This window comes from Mammaliicoccus vitulinus (genome assembly GCF_029024305.1).
Classification (GTDB): domain Bacteria; phylum Bacillota; class Bacilli; order Staphylococcales; family Staphylococcaceae; genus Mammaliicoccus; species Mammaliicoccus vitulinus.
The window spans coordinates 808,073-826,157 of the sequence record NZ_CP118974.1 but is presented as its reverse complement, the minus strand read 5'-3'; the positions used below and the strand labels follow the sequence as shown (position 1 = coordinate 826,157).

The following is an 18,085-nucleotide window of genomic DNA, read 5'->3' as shown; positions in this document are numbered from 1 at the left end:
TATGTTGCAAGACTCACCAAACAAGCAATATTCTCCTAAAATATAGCAGTATTTTTGCGCCGACTCCTGCGGGAAGAAGGAAGTGGCTGAGACCGAGGCTCAGACCTTCCCCGAGGAAAGCGTGCGCAAAAAAGCCTGCCAACAAGTTCACTTTAAGTGACTTTGTCGACAGACTTACTAGGACACATTATATGTCTCCGCTTCTTTTATATTTGTATAAGTCTATCTACCTTATCTTTGTTGATGCGCGTTAAATTCTTATTGTTCAACAGATAAATATCCGTTGCTTTTATAAATTTAATATTGTCTGATATCTCATCAAAGTGGTTATTGTATATATAAATATCTTTATTCATCACTTTTTCATAGCTCTTTATAAGTATACTTTGTTTAGACTTAATATTTTTAAATGTATTGTTTTCGATGAGCAATGTTGACCCTGCTTGGCCACCTCTATCAAGTTTGTTAATATCTAATGAATATTTACCTGTAGGCACCGCCAAATAGCGTATACCCCCTTCGCAGTCAATAAAAGTATTATGAGTAACGGATGTTTCTTTAGATTTTAAAAGTGTTACAGCGAAATCTCCTAAACCTTCAAATGTATTATTGTGAATATGTATATTCTCATAAAATACATCATACATGCTCGCATGTGAACCGATCGCTCTATTCCATGCTGACATGTTTGGATCTCCAGAGTTTCCGAAATAACAATTTTCAATTAAGACATTTTTAGTTATTGTACCGTCAGTAGCGCCAAACTTAGGAAACGCACCTTCTGTTTGTATATCTATTTGGATTGCTTCACTAAACAAGCGTGTTCCACTGTCGTCACGGAATCCTAAAAATTTACAGTCATCAACATAAAAGCCGTCCAAACCACAAGCATCAATGGCATGTCCACCAACAACATTTTTAAATGTAACATTATGAATTTGAATATTTCTAGCATGGCCTATAGACATAATGGTGTTATTAGTATTATTTGTATGGCCATTTGCATCAAATGTTCCACCGATAATATTTATGTTTCCATGACCATCGTACCCATAGTATTTTTTAAATTTATGACCATTCTTCAACATTGCTGTAGGTGATTTTCTTATAAGTATTGCTTCATCATGCAGAATAAGTGTTGTATTTTCATAAATAATTAATTCATAAATGATATGGTAAACACCTTTAGGAATATAAACAGTTACCGGACCTTTTTTAGCTTGTAGCAACGCTAATTGGATACCTATCGTATCTGTTAGTCCACATCCCCCTTTTGCACCGTACCTTTTTACATTAACGATATTCATCATACTTCATAACCACCTTAATATAGCGTATACTTTCTTTATAATCATATTACACTGAAACTAAAAGATAGACAATAAGGGGGATTTTCATTGAAAAAAGCATTAATTATTGTTGATTACTCGAATGATTTTGTGGCTACCGATGGGAAACTGACATGTGGAGAGCCCGGACAAGAAATCGAACAAAACATTTATGACAAAGTAGAAGAATATAAATCAAATCAAGATTCCATTTTTTATTTAATGGATTATCATCATGAAAACGATCCTTATCATCCTGAAACTAAACTCTTTCCGCCTCATAATATTATAGGGACTGAAGGTAGAGATTTATACAATACTTTAAAATCTCAATACGAAGAAATTCAAGATTTTAAAAATGTATTTTGGTTAGACAAAACTAGATATAGTGCATTTTTCGGTACTAACCTAGATAGTTTGTTAAGAGAAAGAAAAATAGATACCGTTGAAATCGTCGGTGTTTGTACAGACATTTGTGTGCTTCACACTGCTGTTGATGCTTATAATCTTAATTACAAAATAATAATCCCTAAAAATTGTGTAGCATCTTTCAATCAAGCTGGACATGATTGGGCACTCACACATTTTGAAAATAGTATAGGCGCAGTTGTAGAATAGACATGTTGTTCGTGTTAAAATAAAGTGACAGAATATTCAAAGCAAAAGGAGATTTTACATTGGTAAACACATTTATATTTGGACATAAGAATCCTGACACAGACACTATTGCTTCAGCATTAGTTATGGAAGACTTACAAAAAGAACTTGGAAATGATGTTCAGGCTGCTAGACTTGGAGAAATTTCTGACGAAACACAATATGTATTAGATTATTTCAAACTTGATGCACCTGCATTATTAGAAACACCTTTAAAAGGTAAAGACGTTATATTAGTCGATCATAATGAATTCCAACAAAGTGCTGATGACATCACGGATGCAACTATTACAATGGTAGTTGACCATCACCGTATAAGCAATTTTGAAACTGGTGCACCATTATATTACAGAGCTGAACCAGTTGGATGTACAACAACAATCCTTAAAAAAATGTATGAAGAAAATGGAATTGAAATTAAACCTGAAATTGCCGGTTTAATGATTTCAGCTATTATTTCTGATACTTTATTATTTAAATCACCAACATGTACAGAACAAGATAAAAAAGCAAGTGAAGCATTAGCTAAAATTGCCAATGTTGATTTAGAAGAATATGGTTTAGAAATGCTTAAAGCTGGTGCTTCTGTTAAAGGTAAAACACCAGAATTCTTATTAAATATGGACGCAAAATCATTCAATATGGGTGAAAAAGTTGTTCGTATTGCTCAAGTTAATACTGTAGATGTAAACGAAGTACTTGAAATAAAAGAAGATGTTGAAAATGAAATCAATGCTATTATCGCAAATGAAAAATATGATTTATTCGTATTTGTTATTACAGATATCTTAAACAGCGATTCAACAGTAATTGCTTTAGGTAAAGAACAAGAAGCAGTTGCTAAAGCGTTTAATACTGAATTAAATAACAATGTTGCAGTATTATCTGGTGTTGTATCACGTAAGAAACAAGTTGTACCACCAATTGATGAATTATTAGGTAAATAATTTATAAGGAGTGTGTTAGCAATGGAAATTAAACAAGGTACAAACAAATTTTATGTAGGTCAATCAGAAGATGATTTTGATGCAGAAATTACGTACAAAGATTTAGATGGTAAGACGCTCGTAGTGGACCATACATTTGTAGATTCATCTTTAAGAGGTCAAGGTATCGCTAGAAAACTCGTTGACACTGTAATTGATAAAGCACGTTCTGAAAATAAAGTAATCGATCCAGTATGTCCTTACGTTAAAGATGTTATGACTAAAGACCAAAGCACACACGATGTATTAAAAAATTAACACAAAAGACTGTCGACAAAGTCACTTAAAGTGAACTTGTTGGCAGTCTTTTTATTTTAAAATCTTACGATTTTGAAAGTGCATGCTTGCCTGGGGTATGGCTCGAGCCTGTAGTCGCGCGCGGCATACTATTCCCCGGGCGTCAGCACTTTGCAAAATCGTGGAAAATATTATAAAGTTTTTTGCTATTTATCACGTGGACTCTGACTTGATAAATGCAAAATAAAATTCCATCTATTTTATAATATGATTTGTTAATATTCGGTATTTTTTTAGCGCTGACTCCTGCGGGAACAGCATGATTCGAAGACTACAGGCTGAGAACATGCCCGCGGAAAGCATGCGCATAAAAAAATGCCGGCAAAGTTTTTTTATTTTCTATATTTCAGTACTTTCCAGTAACCTCTTTAACATGGATTTGTATTGAGGTTGTGCTTTCTTTTTTGTACATTCATTCATAGGTGGATATTTTAAGTCTTGTGCATCTTTCAATGTAACTTCATCTATATAGTTTGAAGCTTCTTCGTAATCATAACAACTTGGAAAAGCATATTTATGATTAAAATGATCCACTACAACTCTTGTAGTTGAGGATGGATTTTGTTTAAACGGAACAAACGTAACGATTAATATTAAAAGGACACATATAATACTTACAATCGTAAAAACCTTTTTAGACATTAAATTGAACTCCAATTTGTTTTCTTATTTCATCTAACACTTTAATTGTATCTAATGTTCTCTTATGTGTATTGATAGATGATTCTACTTTCTTTTCTTCTACACAGTTTATGAATTCTATTACTTCTTCTTTCATCGTGAATGTTGTTTCACCGTTAAATTCTTTTATGAGTTGTCCGTCTTTATTAAATACTTTTATATTTGATGGTGCGCTAATTTTATCAATTAGCACGTAACCATTCTCCCCTATTATTTCTGAAGGGCTTACTCTATCGCATATTTTAGAATAGCTAATTGTAGCTTGGAATGTATGAAAATCAAGTATTGCATTGCCTTGTCCGTCTGTACCAGTATCTAATTTAAATCCATTGGCCTTAACACTATTAGGCATGCCGAATAAGTGAATGATTGGCGCTATTGTATATACACCTAAATCCATTAAAGCACCGTTACCTAGTTCTGGTTTAAAAGCATTTTCAATAATCCCATTTTTATAATTATCATATCTTGATGAATATTGATGGTAATGAAAATCTGCATAACGTATTTCACCAATATCCACATGAGCATTCGTAAACTCAACAAATGGAGCTAACAAAGTTGACTTCATAGCTTCCATAACAGTAACATTATATTCGTAAGCAAGTTTCGATAACATCTCGAATTGCGCTTGATTTATAGTGGCTGGTTTTTCGATTAACACATGCTTGTTATTTTTAATTGCTAATTCAGCTTGTTCATAATGAAATGCGTTTGGTGAAGCGATATAAACTGCTTCAAAATTTGGCGATTTACAAAACTGCTCTAAATCTGTAAAAACTTCAGACAGTTGATGCTTTTCTTTATAGTAGTGCGCTCTTTCATCTGTACGAGAATATACAGCATACGGCTCAAATCCTTCAACTTCATTGCCATTTTCTATAAGTTTATCACTAATCCAATTCGTACCTATAAATCCAAATTTCATATTGTTTCACCTTTTCGTAATATATTTTTAAATAAAATAGAGTTTCACGTGTAAAGACTTCGCTTTTAATTATAACTATTGTTAAAATATAAACAACAGAAGTATAAAGGGGATATCAATTTTGACTATAGCTAATCAATTTGAAAACATACAATCTTTTTTTGATAGTGATGTTACAAAAGACATTAAGTTCAGAAAAAAACAATTAAGATTACTAAAAAAATCAATAAAATCAAATGAAGCTGATCTTATTGTAGCTTTACAAAAAGATTTAGGAAAAAATTCAGTTGAATCCTATGCAACAGAAATCGGTTACATTTATAAAAGTATCTCTTTCATGATAAAAGAAGTCAAGAGTTTAGCCAGTAAGAAAAATGTAAACACACCTGTTTTTCTTTTTCCAAGTAAAAGTTATACAATAAATGAACCATATGGCACTGTGCTTGTTATTGGTCCGTTTAATTATCCTTTCCAACTTGTAATTGAACCATTAATTGGTGCAATCGCTGCTGGAAACTGTGCGGTTGTTAAACCATCAGAGTTAACACCAAATGTTAGTGCCATTATTGAAAAAATAATCAAAGAAGCTTTTGAGCCTACTTATGTGGCATGTATTACCGGAGATAAAAATATTACAGAAGAATTATTAACATATCCTTTTGACTTTGTATTCTTTACCGGTTCAACAAAAATTGGTCAAAGCGTTTATGAACAAGCTAGTAAACAACTTATTCCTGTAGCGCTTGAGTTAGGTGGTAAAAGCCCTGCTATCGTTGATAAAACAGCGAATATTAAAGTTGCTGCTGAAAGAATTGCATTCGGAAAATTTATAAATGCTGGTCAAACTTGTGTTGCACCAGATTACGTTATTATAGATGCATCTATAAAACAACAATTTATTAAAGCAATCCAATCTACAATACAAGAATTTTATAGTAAAGATGCTAAAAATAGCGCAGACTTCGGCAGAATTGTTAATGAAAGACATACTGATAGGTTAATCAACTTATTAAAAAACACTAACGGTGATGTCGTTTACGGTGGCAACTCTGACTTAAACAATTGCTATATTGATCCAACTATTATAGATAATGTTAAATATGATGATGTTCTTATGGAAGATGAAATATTTGGTCCTATACTACCAATCATGACTTATGAAGCTTTTGGGGACGCTATACAATTCATTAAAAATAAACCTAAACCATTGTCATTATATTTATTTAGTGAAGATGAGAATCATACAGATGAAGTTATAAGTAGAATATCATTTGGTGGCGGTTGTATAAATGATACGCTATTACATGTAGGTAATCATCATTTACCATTTGGTGGTGTTGGTCATTCAGGTATCGGAAAATATCATGGTAAAGCTTCATTCGAATTATTTAGCAATGAAAAAAGTATCATGTTCAAAACAACTAAACTTGAAACCGGTGTGCTTTTCCCACCTTACAAAGGAAAAGGAAAATACGTCAGAGCCATGTTCAAAAAATAAAAGTAGAGTCTCCAAGACTCTACTTTTTTATTTGAAATGACTGTCTATTAATTGTTGTTGTTTATTAAACAAAGTTGGATATGATAAGAATCCTAAAATCACACTTGTCATCGTCGCAGATGTTAATAAAATAAATACGATTAATATTTGAAAGAGTACAGCTTCTAACGGATCTGCGCCTGCAATAATTTGACCACTCATCATGCCCGGCAATTGAACTAGTCCTATTGTTTTTTGCTGTTCAATTGTTGGTATAACACTTGATTGTATAGATGTAATTAACTGTTTATGAATCGCTTGTTTAGGCGTACCACCTAAACATAAAATAAGTTCGATAATGTCTTCATTTTGTTTAATTTCTGACATAAATCTATTTAAAAATAATATACTTAACACCATAGAATTCCCGATAATCATTCCACTTATAGGAATAATATATTGAGCAGTTGCTGGCGTGATACTAAATCCTATTAATATACCTTGCGTAATAATTTCAATTGCAATAAACGCTAATAATAATTTCCATGTTATGCCCGGTATTTCTAACCCTTTTTTTCTAGCATTTTGAGTAGCTGCACCAATCATGAGTATAACCATCAATAAAATGAATATATGACTATCTTGATCAAAGATAAATTGTAATATATAACCTACAATGAGCAACTGAACAAATGATCGTACAGCTGCAACGATCGTATCTTTTTCTAATCCTAATTTAAAGCTCTTAGAAATAACAATGGGTATTATGATAAAAATAAACATTAATATTATAGATGTGATGGTCATATTGATTTTTCTCCTATAACACTTTTGACATCGGTATTTTTGGAGTTTTCAATTTCTTCAACAGTATTCGTTTCCACTACTTCTCCATTTTTCATAACCCAAACATAATCGCTCATTCTTAGTGCTTGATTTATGTCGTGAGTAATCCATATCATAGTGACATTATGTTCTCGCTTAATTTTTTGAAGTAATAACTCAATCGCCTGTTTGGAGTTTCTATCAAGTGCAGAAGTCACTTCATCTAACAATATAATGCTAGGCTTATTAACAAGCGCGCGTGCTAAAGATAATTTTTGTTTTTCTCCACCAGATAATTCTTTACTATTCTTATTTAAAAAAGATGTAGATAAATCAACATCTTCCAAATAATGTTCCGCTTCTTCATCTGTCATGTTTTTATTTTGAAGGATTAAAGGAAGTTCTAAATTATCTTTAACGGTTCCTTTAATCATCGTCGCTTCTTGGGAAACTAACTGGACTTTTCTTCGTAATTCCATCGGATCATATGAATCGATCGTTTTACCGCCTACCAAGATTTCACCTTTTGTAGCAGATTTCAATAAGTTTATTAAAGTTAATAAAGTTGATTTCCCTGCCCCAGAAGGACCTATGATAGAAGTCAATTTCCCTTGAATGAACACTCCGTTTATTTCTTTTAAAATTTTAGAATTGTTTATTTCATATTCAACATTTTTAAATTGAACTGCTACATCACTTTCCAAACAATCATCTCCAATCATCTCAATATAGATTATCAACATATAATTGATTGTATACTTTTTCTGAAAATGTTCAATAAGACAATCAAAACTCTAGGAAAGTATGCGCAAAAAAGACTGCCAACAAGTTCACTTTAAGTGACTTTGTCGGCAGTCTGAGATCTTTCATTTTAAGAATCGGTATTTATGTCCGAAACGCTTTACACCTCAATATAAATCCGTTCTCAAACTATTAAATATTGGGATTGCTTCTCTAATTTGTTCTTGTGCATCAAAGTCTAAATCAACAATGAGTGTCCCTTCATCATAATATAAGTTATCAATTAATGAGCCGTCTGGTCCATACACTAAACTATTACCACCAAATTCACTCTCATCACAATAACCTACACTATTACATGCAATCATATACACTTGATTTTCAATTGCTCTAGCACGTAATAAAGCTTTCCAATGATCAATTCTTGATTTTGGCCATTGTGCTGGGACAAATATAACTTTTGCATCTTCTAATGCTAAAGAACGTGATAATTCAGGGAATCTCAAGTCATAACATATAATTGTGCCCATTTCTATTTCATCTAACTGATAAACAGTAGATTTCTTTTCACCCGAAGTTAGAAAATGATGTTCATTCAACATCGGTACTAAATGAGCTTTATCATAAGTGTTAATACAATTTCCCTCTTTATTAATAACAAGCGCTCTATTATAAATTTCGTCACCTTTTTTATAAGCGATAGATCCAGCTATAATGTGCTTATTCAACGCTTTAGCTTTCTTTTTTAAAAAAGGAATAATAACATTACCCTCTTCATCAGCAAGTTGGTTTAAATCACTTAAACGATATGATGTATTCCACATCTCGGGTAGCACTGCTATGTCTATTTCTTCGCTAAGTTGGTCAAACCATTGACTAATTTTTCGCATATTTTCTTCTGGTTTGCCGGGTATTACATGCATTTGATATAGTGCGATTTTCAAAGCTATTCACCTACCATTAAATAAATTGAACACAAACGCCTTCTGCAGCTTTTTGTTCATTTTCTATCTCTGTTAATTTACCTGTTTCTTTGTTTCTACTAAATAAAACTAAATTATATGAATGTTCATGTGCTACAACTAAGAATGAATCACTTGGTGTGATATTAAAGTCTCTCGGCCAAGTTCCACCGCTTGTAATAATTTCGACCGTTTCAATAAGAGCACCGTCACCTAAAATTTTATATACCGCAATACTATTATGACCTCTATTTGAAACATAAATAAATTGACCGTCATGACTTAATCTGACAGCACCAACTTGTGAATTTAAGTCAAAATCCTCATGTATCGTCATTAATGTAGGACTAATCTCTGCAAATTTGCCGTTTTTATAAGACAACACTTGGATTGTATTACTTAATTCATTTACTAAATATGCATAATCACCATTTGGATGAAATGCTAAATGTCTCGGACCACTACCTGCTTGAGTTTCTAATGTTTCAACTAATTCTAACCCTTCATCAGAAAATTTAAATGTTCTTACAGCATCTGCCCCTAAATCAACTGTTGCAAGAAAATCCAAGTCTGGTGTCTGTTGTACAAAATGAACATGACTACTTTCTTGTCTTGCTTCATTTGGTCCGTGACCCTCAGCACGATAAACATCTATTAACCCGCTTATTCCACCATTTTCATGATCAAGTTTATATAGCCTAACAAGACCTGCACCATATACAGCTTCAAATAAGAATTGACCATCTTTAGAAACTGAAATATGACATCCCGTACCTTCTTGGGAAGCTAAACAATCATTGATAAACGTTAAGCTACCATCTTCATTAATTAAGAAACTTGCGACACCACAATCATCGCCATCTTTTTTAATAGCATATAAAAATTGATTATGATTCGTAACATATGTAGATGCCTCAACTTCGTAACCAACTTCAACCTTTTCGATTGTTTGATCGTTTTCATCAACATCAAATCGATATATGCCTTTACCATCCTTTTTAGTATAAGTTCCAATATAACCTTTAGTTTTCATAAAATTAAATTCCTCCCTAAATTTATCTTAAATATCATTCTACATGAAAACACTCAATAACTATAATAAAAACGCATACCTATTGGTACACGTTGAAAGATTGATTATAATATACACTAAACTTGTAGAAATTATCGACATTTAATCAAATAGGCCACTAACAACTTCTACAAGCCATTGAAAAATACCACATATAGCATTGACGATATCGCCTGCCATAAAGGATCCCCCTTTATAATTACGATTTCTAAATTAATTTATATAATTAAATAGTCATTAATTATCTTATATTAAATATGTATATGAAATTTATATATTCCCTAAGTCGTTATTTTTAGTTCTTAACTGCATTGAAATTATGTTAAAATACAAATATATTAGAAATCTCAACAGTTAGGCATGAAAATAATACAGTTGGGCAAAAGAAGTAAAATGCTAATCAATTTGTTCTATAATTATACTTAAGGAGGGGGCGCTATGTATCAACCTGTTCAAACACAAATCGATAAGATTGCATTAAGTCTTCAAAATACAAATAACCTAGATCATGTTAGTTATTTAAAGGTAAAGTATGGACTAGAAGTAATTGTAGGAAATATTATGAAGACTGTAGTCATTTATGGCGCTGCCCTTCTATCCCATATATTTTTATACACACTTATTGTACATCTTAGTTATTTTGCCATTAGATATTTTGCGTTTGGTGCGCATGCAAAGTCCACATTTTTATGCACCATACAAAGCCTAATAATGTTTGTGGTCGCACCACTTATTATCGTTAATACCAACATATCGTATTGGCCATTTCTAGCGATTGCGATACTCGGTTATCTCATAATAATAAAGTACGCACCAATGCAAACAAAGAAACACCCAATATTAGGCAAGTGGCGAAAAGGTCTTAAACTTAGATCAATCATAGCCGCTACAATATTGATAATCATTTCTTTATTCATTAAAGAACCTTATCAACAATTAGTATGCTTAGGATTGGTCTTCGAAGCAGTATCACTATTACCTATATTTTACAAAGAGGAGGAAACAATATCATGAATTTATTAGCTACTTTATTCTCAAAATCAGCATCAAATTTTCTTTCATCATTCGGTGAAAAAGCGGTAATTAGAGGTTGTACAGCATTTTTAGATGAAACAGAAGTACCAGCAGAACTATTAAAAGAAAAACAATAAGTTGTCATTAAGGAAGTGTAATATATGGACTCGCTTTCTAATTTAGAATCTTTACCTTTTGGATTATTACAAGTATTATTATTTACTATATTACTAGCTATAACACAAAATTATCGATACAACAAAAGGGATTATGGTGCCTTAATTATAGGCTTCATAATCCCTTCACTTACTTTTTATTATATATTTGGTGTTGGATCCATTCTATATGTTTGTCTTTTTTATTTTGTGTTCTTTTATAGAAAATTTAAACTACTCGGTGTAATTAATACTTTAATAGTTATTATTATTTCAGTCGTATCTGATTACTCATCTATATTAATAACGAATTTTATCTTAAATGGTAAAGATAATTACATACCATTTTTTATAAGTTATAGTATTATGCATATATTAATATCTATAACTTTAGCTGTTTTGATAAGACTATTGATGAATAGACTTAAACTCAGTTATTTATATAATAACCGTATTTATTTACTTTTATTAGCTGCATTTTTAGCAGTTTCATTTATGGTCTTTTATGTTTACATGCCTAAATCATATAATACTGAAAAAGAGTTTGAATTTCAGACATTATTTTATGTGATTTATGTTAGTGTCGCTGCTATTTTTATCATTTTAATTTCCATTACGGTTATTCGTGAAATGGCATTGCAACGCACTAAAAAGGAAATTAATCAATATTATAAATACACTTTGCAGATTGAAAGAATCAACAATGAAATGCGTAAGTTTCGTCATGATTATGTAAATATTTTAGCGACTTTATCTGAGTATATAAGAGAAGATGACATGAATGGACTAAGAACATATTTTGATCAAAATATCGCCCACCTACATGATGATATGAAATTAAACGCGATTAAAATTAATGGTCTTCAAAATTTACATGTGAGAGAAATTAAAGGTTTATTAACTACGAAAATTATTCAATCTCAAGAACAGAATATCAATATTAGTATTGAGGTTACTGAACAGATTGATCATATAAATATGAACATTGTTGAACTGAGTCGTTGTATTGGAATTATTATGGATAATGCGATTGAAGCTTCTGAGTTTGTAGACAACCCTACAATTCAAATTGCTTTTATTAAAAATGATGAGTCAGTACTACTTGTGTTCATGAATAAATGTTCTAAAGATACTCCAAAAGTACATAAGTTATTTGAAAACCATTATTCTACTAAAGGTCGTAAACGTGGTATTGGTTTAACGACATTGAAAGAAATCACTGAGAAAACTGATCATGTTTTCTTAGACACATTTATTAATGATCAATACTTTATTCAAAAGCTTGAAATTTTAAATGATCGCACTAATGATCGTACTGAGGAAGTGATTCGATGAAAATCATCATTTGTGAAGATGACCCTAAACAACTAGAGCGGATGCAAAAGATTATAAATAATTATATTATGATCGAAGAAAAAGAAATGTCGATTGAACTTGCTACGAATGATCCATATGAATTATTAGATCATGTCAAAACAGCAAACGATATAGGATGTTACTTTTTAGACATTCAATTAGATGCAGATATAAATGGTATTACGTTAGCAAGTGAAATACGTAAATATGACCCTATTGGTAATATCATTTTTGTTACAAGTCATAGTGAACTAACATATTTAACTTTCGTTTATAAAGTTGCAGCAATGGATTTTATTTTTAAAGATGATCCAGATCAATTAAAGATGCGAGTATTAGATTGTTTAGACACTGCTTATATTCGACTTGGTATGTTATCTAAAAATACTAACGTCGAGAAGATAGAATTAACAAGAGGCAGTAATTCAGTATATGTGCAATACGACGATGTGATGTTTTTTGAATCATCTTCAAAATCACATAGACTAATCGCCCATCTTGACAATAGGCAAATTGAATTTTATGGTAGTTTGAAAAATTTATCTAATTTGGATGATAGATTTTTCAGATGTCATAATAGTTATGTTATTAATCGTAATAATGTGAATAACATTGATACGAAAGATCGAACAGTTCATTTTAATAACGGTGAACACTGTTATGCGTCAGTTAGAAATATTAAAAAGATTTAATATTGAATAAAAAGCAGAGAGAACTTTTATGATATAAAAGTTCTCTCTGTTTTTCTATGTTACTTATGATTTAAAGTATTTCTTGATTACAACTTGCACATTTAATATGTGACTCCCCTTTTAGATTATGCTTTTTATTTGAGCCATTCAAAACAGCTGCTATTCATATCAAAAAAATTTTAGACTGCATTTATATAGGTAGGTTTTAGTTAAAATTAAAATCTTATAAAAAAAGTATAAAATATTACTGGAATATTAAGGGGAGTTATGGCATAATATATTTACCCAATGATCGTTGGTAATAACGAGAAAGGAGGACATAATGAAGATTTTTTCATTCTTCTTTTATAGTATTGTTTGTCTTGTAGCTACGACACTCAATGCGCCTAACAATATATACGCAAGTAATAATACAATACCCATTGGTTTTCAATTTTTTACTGCAAGCAACATACCTATACCTAACGAAACGTTTCAACTTCAGTTAGATAATGAAGTTAAATATTTAACAACTAGGTCAGATGGGTTAGCTTTTATTGAAATACCAAGCAAGAATATTAAAACGCAATACACTTTAACTACTTCAAATCAACAGACTTTTACTGTTGAGCCTAATAAGTTATATCAATTAACTTCTTCTGATAACCAACTTCGTAATACACCTACTATAAATAATCAGAGTATCACGATCGATGTACTTTCCAAAACTTATCAACCTTTAAGTAACATAGAAGTTAAACTGTTAGCACAGAACCAAGAATTTATTGGTAAAACTAACAATGATGGTACAACTACAATCAACATTCCTTCAAATATTCCTAAAGATACTAAATTCAATGTAACTATTAATGGAATAGACACTCATTCAACTATTTCAATAGGAGAGGATAAATATTACACATTTAATTCCGACAACAAATCAGTCTCACCTTTTATACAAGATTCTATGCAACACACACAATTAGACAATAACCAACAGAATCAACAAACCCAAGCTAATACTCTAAATAATTCTAATAACATAAATAGTAATCAAAATAATTCACAGACTTATCAAATATCAGTAGTTAAAGATTTCTTAGTTCCTGATTCCAACCATTCTATTCAAAATAATAATAAAGAAAAAAAGCCCAGCTCAGAAACAAAATCTCTTCCTGAAACTGGACAAACATCCTCACATTACTTCACATATATTATGAGTGCATTACTCATATGTATCACTTCATTGATATTTTTTATAATTAGGAAAAAGAAGTCTCAGAATCATAATTAACATTTGAAACGATTATACCTTTCTTAACTTTTAGAATTTCCCCATGGTAACTAATACCATTTAGCCCCTCGAAATATTTGTGGCCAACTATATCAATCATTGCCTGGGATAGCAATGAGTTTAAACAATAAGTTTTCCTCGAGTCCCACACTTCCAGTCGAAATAATCGTTTGAGAATGTTACTAAATCCTATTTGAGATCCAAGAGTAATCCAAACATCGGGAGAATCTGCTATAAACTTTTCAACATATTTTTTAGTAGAGCCTACATTATTCTTCCATACGACAACATTAACATACACATCTGAATGCTTATACTCGTACCAAGTATGTTCTATCAAAGTCTTTAAATGAAATGCAGTGTTAATCATTTCTTCTTCATTGCTCGTTCCAATTGTTATAGATTTTAAAAATGGCTGATCATATTCTATTGCTTCAATTAATGCATGAAGCTCTCTATCACTAGGCACCTTTAACCTTAGTGATAACTTCTCTAATTGATTGGTCTTATCGTAATCTAACCTCGGAGATATTAACACATTGCTTTCATAATGCAAAATAAATAACCTCCTAATATTTTTTAAAAAAAGGGAGCAATCACATAAAAATAGTGATTGCTCCTTTATTTTAATTATTAGATTCGATTTCAGATACAATTTCTTTAGTCTTTTGTTCTAATTCTTCAAAATCTTTTTTAAATACAAATGCTAAGACAGCAATACCTGCCCCAACAGCAACTGTTGTTATAGCAATTAAGATGAAAAAGAATTTGAAAATCCCTTTAATACAATCCATTGAAGTCACCTCTATCATCATTTTCTACCTCTTATATCATAACATAATATTCAAAATACATAAAAGATATTACGCTCATTCTATAAGATATATCGTTATTTGTGTTCTTTATATAGTATAAAATAACTCATTAAATGTATCAATTCTTTTTTAAAAAGTTAAACAAACAATTATTTTGATAAAGCTATTGAAAACTTTTTGTATTATTGTTAATATTCAGATTATTATACTATTGGAAGGTGCATATATGAGTAATATAAAGAAATTCAGTCAATTCATTAATAAAACATTTGTCCTTTGGATGCTAGTAGCAGCCATATTAGGATTTAGCTTTCCAAATATCATTGCTCAAGTAGCACCTTATATTCCTTATTTATTAGGAATTGTAATGTTTGGTATGGGCATGACCATTTCTACAAATGATTTTAAAGAAGTATTTAAATCACCTAAAAGTGTTTTGATTGGTGTGATACTGCAATATACGATTATGCCTATAACGGCATATTTAATAGCAAAAGGATTTAATTTAAGCCCGGATATCGCATTAGGCGTAATTTTAGTTGGTTGTTGCCCTGGTGGTACTGCTTCTAACGTTATCAGTTACCTAGCTAAAGCCAATACGGCATTGTCAGTCTCTATTACAACCGTATCTACATTATTAGCACCAATTGTGACACCTAGCTTAATATATTTATTTGCTAGAGAGTGGTTACAAGTATCATTTGCTTCAATGTTTATATCAGTCGTACAAGTCGTACTGATCCCTATTATTTTAGGTTTTATCGTTCAAAGATTTTTCAAACCTGTTGCTGAAAAATCGGTAGACATACTACCTATTATTTCAGTAGTTTCAATTTCATTAATACTTTCTAGTGTAGTAGCTGGAAACAAAGTCCAAATTATTGAAACAGGATTGATTATGTTTGGTGTCGTCTTACTGCATAATATAAGTGGTTTAACAATCGGATATTTATTAGCCAAAATATTTAAATTAAATAGACCTGATAAACGCGCAATTTCAATAGAAGTCGGAATGCAGAACTCTGGACTTGCAGTTTCTCTTGCTACTGCCCACTTTAATCCATTGTCAGCCGTTCCAGGTGCTATATTTAGCTTTATCCATTTACTAACTGGACCTACTATCGCAATTATATGGTCAAACCAAACAAAGCGAACGAAACGTAAACATCATTATTCAACTGCAACAGATCAAGTATAAATAAGAAGAGCATCACACCTATTAACGGGTATGATGCTCTTTTTATTTCAAAAATATATATTCTAGATGTTTTATGAGCGCAATTTATTACATTAATTTATCTTCGATACCACTCTTGCCAAATTTTTTTCATGTAAATATATCCTTGATTCCACATTATACATACCCCCTTCTCACATTTTGCGTGAGATAATCGGTAAACTAAATATAACATGGTAAAAAATTACATAGGTTAAGGCATTATTACAATCTGTTTAACATCATATTTCCTATCTTAATATTCTTAATATAATATACGTGACAAAATGTCATTTTTCAATCAAAATAAGTATATTAGGAGTGATAACGTTGCAACAAGTTGATATGCAGACATTTGAATTTAGAGGAAATCATTATGACTATGGCGTTGCCCAAGCTAAATGGTTACAATCTACTAAAATGTTAGAGAATAGAGAAAACGAATGGAAAATTAGAAGACCTCGTTTTGATATAGATATAGAAGAAACGAAGAAGATTTATCAAAAATTCGCACCTCAAATTTGGGACGAACTTATGGGGATACAAGATACATTAAAGTTTCCGCTCGAAAGAATCTTATTAAATTACGGTCATTACAGAGTGTATGCTAAAGATAGTGGTTGTTCTATATTTTTAGGAAATGATTACATGGTTAGAAATTATGATTATAATCCTGCCACTTATGACGGTCGATTTAGTTTGTTTCAACCAAATGATGGAGGTTATGCACAAATTGGACCGACATCTAGAGTTACAGGAAGAATGGATGGCATGAATGAACATGGTTTAGCCATGGGTTACAATTTTATGCATAGAAAAAAACCTGGAGACGGCTTTGTATGTTATATGATTGGAAGGCTTATATTAGAAACGTGTAAAGATATTGAAGAAGCAGTAGCTTTATTGAAAGAAATTCCTCACCGTAGTTCTTTCAGTTACATTTTAATGGATAAGCATAATAGAAGAATAACAGTAGAAGCTACTCCTAGAGATGTCGTCACAAAAAATAACAATTTGTGTACGAATCATTTTGAAGTGTTAACACATGAGAATAGAAACTACATTAAAGAATCGATAGAAAGATACTCTAGAATTGATCATATTACTCATGAGAATATGTCATTAGAACATGCTTTTCGTTATTTTAATGATCCTCAATATGAAATTTATAGTAAACTTTTTAAAAGTTGGTCAGGTACGATTCATACATCTGCTTATATACCTGAACAATTACAAATGAAAATTGCTCTAGGAGAAAATGGGACAATTCATACATTTAATTTCAAAGATTGGCTAGATGGTAAGTCATTACATTTAAGTACGATATCAGGACAAATAGATACAGATATAGAATTTGCCAGTGAATAAAGAGCAATGCTCTAGCAACCACTTTTATCTAAGTTACTAAAGGAACATGCACCTTGAAAGAAGATGGTACATCATTCCCTTTCTCAAAATAAATCACCCAATCCGTTGGATTCATTTTCGGATTGGGTGATTTTTATATTTCTGATTTTGAAAGTGCATGCTTGCCTGGGGGTATGGCTCGAGCCTGTAGTCTCTCACTCATACTATTCCCCCGGGCGTCCGCACTTTACAAAATCATTACA

20 protein-coding genes are annotated in these 18,085 nt (G+C 31.2%); 11 read left to right on the top strand and 9 right to left on the bottom strand.

Annotation, left to right across the window (positions count from 1 at the left end; all coding sequences use genetic code 11):
- Positions 1-206: 206 nt before the first annotated feature.
- Positions 207-1,310: a glycosyl hydrolase family 28-related protein gene (locus tag PYW35_RS04080; protein WP_103322334.1), complete on the bottom strand. Its 1,104-nt coding sequence runs from the start codon at positions 1,308-1,310 to the stop codon at positions 207-209.
- Between the two features lie 87 nt (positions 1,311-1,397).
- On the opposite strand from PYW35_RS04080, the gene PYW35_RS04075 reads away from it, so the two are divergent.
- From PYW35_RS04075 to PYW35_RS04065, 3 genes are read left to right on the top strand one after another with little or no spacing between them, the layout of a single operon-like run.
- A complete protein-coding gene (locus tag PYW35_RS04075; protein ID WP_103322333.1) occupies positions 1,398-1,946 on the top strand; it encodes a cysteine hydrolase family protein in 549 nt (182 codons plus the stop codon).
- Positions 1,947-2,005: 59 nt separating this feature from the next.
- Positions 2,006-2,932 (top strand): manganese-dependent inorganic pyrophosphatase, encoded by a 927-nt coding sequence (locus PYW35_RS04070; protein WP_103322332.1) that lies wholly within the window; start codon positions 2,006-2,008, stop codon positions 2,930-2,932.
- A 21-nt stretch (positions 2,933-2,953) separates the two neighbouring features.
- Positions 2,954-3,229, top strand: coding sequence for a GNAT family N-acetyltransferase (locus PYW35_RS04065; protein ID WP_103322331.1), 276 nt, complete (start codon positions 2,954-2,956; stop codon positions 3,227-3,229).
- A 378-nt stretch (positions 3,230-3,607) separates the two neighbouring features.
- On the opposite strand, the gene PYW35_RS04060 is transcribed toward PYW35_RS04065, so the two are convergent.
- Both PYW35_RS04060 and PYW35_RS04055 read right to left on the bottom strand, forming a co-directional pair.
- Positions 3,608-3,910 (bottom strand): hypothetical protein, encoded by a 303-nt coding sequence (locus PYW35_RS04060; protein ID WP_103322330.1) that lies wholly within the window; start codon positions 3,908-3,910, stop codon positions 3,608-3,610.
- Entirely contained in the window at positions 3,903-4,877 is a 975-nt protein-coding gene (locus PYW35_RS04055; protein ID WP_103322329.1) for a Gfo/Idh/MocA family protein, read from the bottom strand. The genes PYW35_RS04060 and PYW35_RS04055 overlap by 8 nt, the downstream gene beginning before the upstream one ends.
- 118 nt (positions 4,878-4,995) lie before the next feature.
- Between PYW35_RS04055 and PYW35_RS04050 the strand changes: the two genes are divergently transcribed.
- On the top strand, positions 4,996-6,375 hold the full coding sequence (locus PYW35_RS04050) for an aldehyde dehydrogenase (protein WP_413481865.1): 1,380 nt from the start codon (positions 4,996-4,998) through the stop codon (positions 6,373-6,375).
- 27 nt (positions 6,376-6,402) lie between these two features.
- Here the strand turns inward: PYW35_RS04050 and PYW35_RS04045 are convergent, their stop codons facing one another.
- The 4 genes from PYW35_RS04045 to pglS all read right to left on the bottom strand — a co-directional run bounded on the left by PYW35_RS04045 (position 6,403) and on the right by pglS (position 9,915).
- Positions 6,403-7,161, bottom strand: coding sequence for an ABC transporter permease (locus PYW35_RS04045; protein ID WP_103322327.1), 759 nt, complete (start codon positions 7,159-7,161; stop codon positions 6,403-6,405).
- Positions 7,158-7,883, bottom strand: a complete 726-nt coding sequence (locus PYW35_RS04040) for an ABC transporter ATP-binding protein (RefSeq protein ID WP_103322326.1) — start codon at positions 7,881-7,883, stop codon at positions 7,158-7,160. Before PYW35_RS04040 ends, PYW35_RS04045 begins: the two co-directional genes overlap by 4 nt.
- Positions 7,884-8,087: 204 nt before the next feature.
- Positions 8,088-8,864 (bottom strand): carbon-nitrogen family hydrolase, encoded by a 777-nt coding sequence (locus PYW35_RS04035; protein WP_103322325.1) that lies wholly within the window; start codon positions 8,862-8,864, stop codon positions 8,088-8,090.
- 16 nt (positions 8,865-8,880) lie between these two features.
- Positions 8,881-9,915 carry a 6-phosphogluconolactonase gene (gene pglS / locus PYW35_RS04030; RefSeq protein ID WP_103322324.1) on the bottom strand — a complete coding sequence of 345 codons (1,035 nt, stop codon included), beginning with the start codon at positions 9,913-9,915 and terminating at the stop codon, positions 8,881-8,883.
- Between the two features lie 477 nt (positions 9,916-10,392).
- Here pglS and PYW35_RS04025 point away from each other — a divergent pair, with 477 nt between their 5' ends.
- The 5 genes from PYW35_RS04025 (at position 10,393) to PYW35_RS04005 (ending at position 14,444) form a co-directional block, all read left to right on the top strand.
- A complete protein-coding gene (locus PYW35_RS04025; protein WP_016912308.1) occupies positions 10,393-10,968 on the top strand; it encodes an accessory gene regulator AgrB in 576 nt (191 codons plus the stop codon).
- Positions 10,965-11,105: an AgrD family cyclic lactone autoinducer peptide gene (locus PYW35_RS04020; RefSeq protein WP_016912307.1), complete on the top strand. Its 141-nt coding sequence runs from the start codon at positions 10,965-10,967 to the stop codon at positions 11,103-11,105. Before PYW35_RS04025 ends, PYW35_RS04020 begins: the two co-directional genes overlap by 4 nt.
- A gap of 24 nt (positions 11,106-11,129) precedes the next feature.
- Complete coding sequence (gene agrC / locus PYW35_RS04015) at positions 11,130-12,458, top strand: quorum-sensing sensor histidine kinase AgrC (RefSeq protein WP_103322323.1); 1,329 nt, start codon at positions 11,130-11,132, stop codon at positions 12,456-12,458.
- Positions 12,455-13,171, top strand: coding sequence for a quorum-sensing response regulator AgrA (agrA, locus tag PYW35_RS04010; RefSeq protein WP_016912305.1), 717 nt, complete (start codon positions 12,455-12,457; stop codon positions 13,169-13,171). Before agrC ends, agrA begins: the two co-directional genes overlap by 4 nt.
- 322 nt (positions 13,172-13,493) lie before the next feature.
- Entirely contained in the window at positions 13,494-14,444 is a 951-nt protein-coding gene (locus PYW35_RS04005) for an LPXTG cell wall anchor domain-containing protein (protein ID WP_103322322.1), read from the top strand.
- On the opposite strand, the gene PYW35_RS04000 is transcribed toward PYW35_RS04005, so the two are convergent.
- Positions 14,413-15,000 carry a hypothetical protein gene (locus PYW35_RS04000; protein ID WP_103322321.1) on the bottom strand — a complete coding sequence of 196 codons (588 nt, stop codon included), beginning with the start codon at positions 14,998-15,000 and terminating at the stop codon, positions 14,413-14,415. The two genes, PYW35_RS04005 and PYW35_RS04000, sit on opposite strands and share 32 nt — an antisense overlap.
- A gap of 70 nt (positions 15,001-15,070) precedes the next feature.
- Positions 15,071-15,259 (bottom strand): hypothetical protein, encoded by a 189-nt coding sequence (locus PYW35_RS03995; protein ID WP_088369014.1) that lies wholly within the window; start codon positions 15,257-15,259, stop codon positions 15,071-15,073.
- 226 nt (positions 15,260-15,485) lie between these two features.
- On the opposite strand from PYW35_RS03995, the gene PYW35_RS03990 reads away from it, so the two are divergent.
- On the top strand, positions 15,486-16,457 hold the full coding sequence (locus tag PYW35_RS03990; protein WP_016912301.1) for a bile acid:sodium symporter family protein: 972 nt from the start codon (positions 15,486-15,488) through the stop codon (positions 16,455-16,457).
- A gap of 348 nt (positions 16,458-16,805) precedes the next feature.
- Entirely contained in the window at positions 16,806-17,843 is a 1,038-nt protein-coding gene (locus PYW35_RS03985) for a C45 family autoproteolytic acyltransferase/hydrolase (RefSeq protein WP_016912300.1), read from the top strand.
- Positions 17,844-18,085 lie beyond the last annotated feature (242 nt).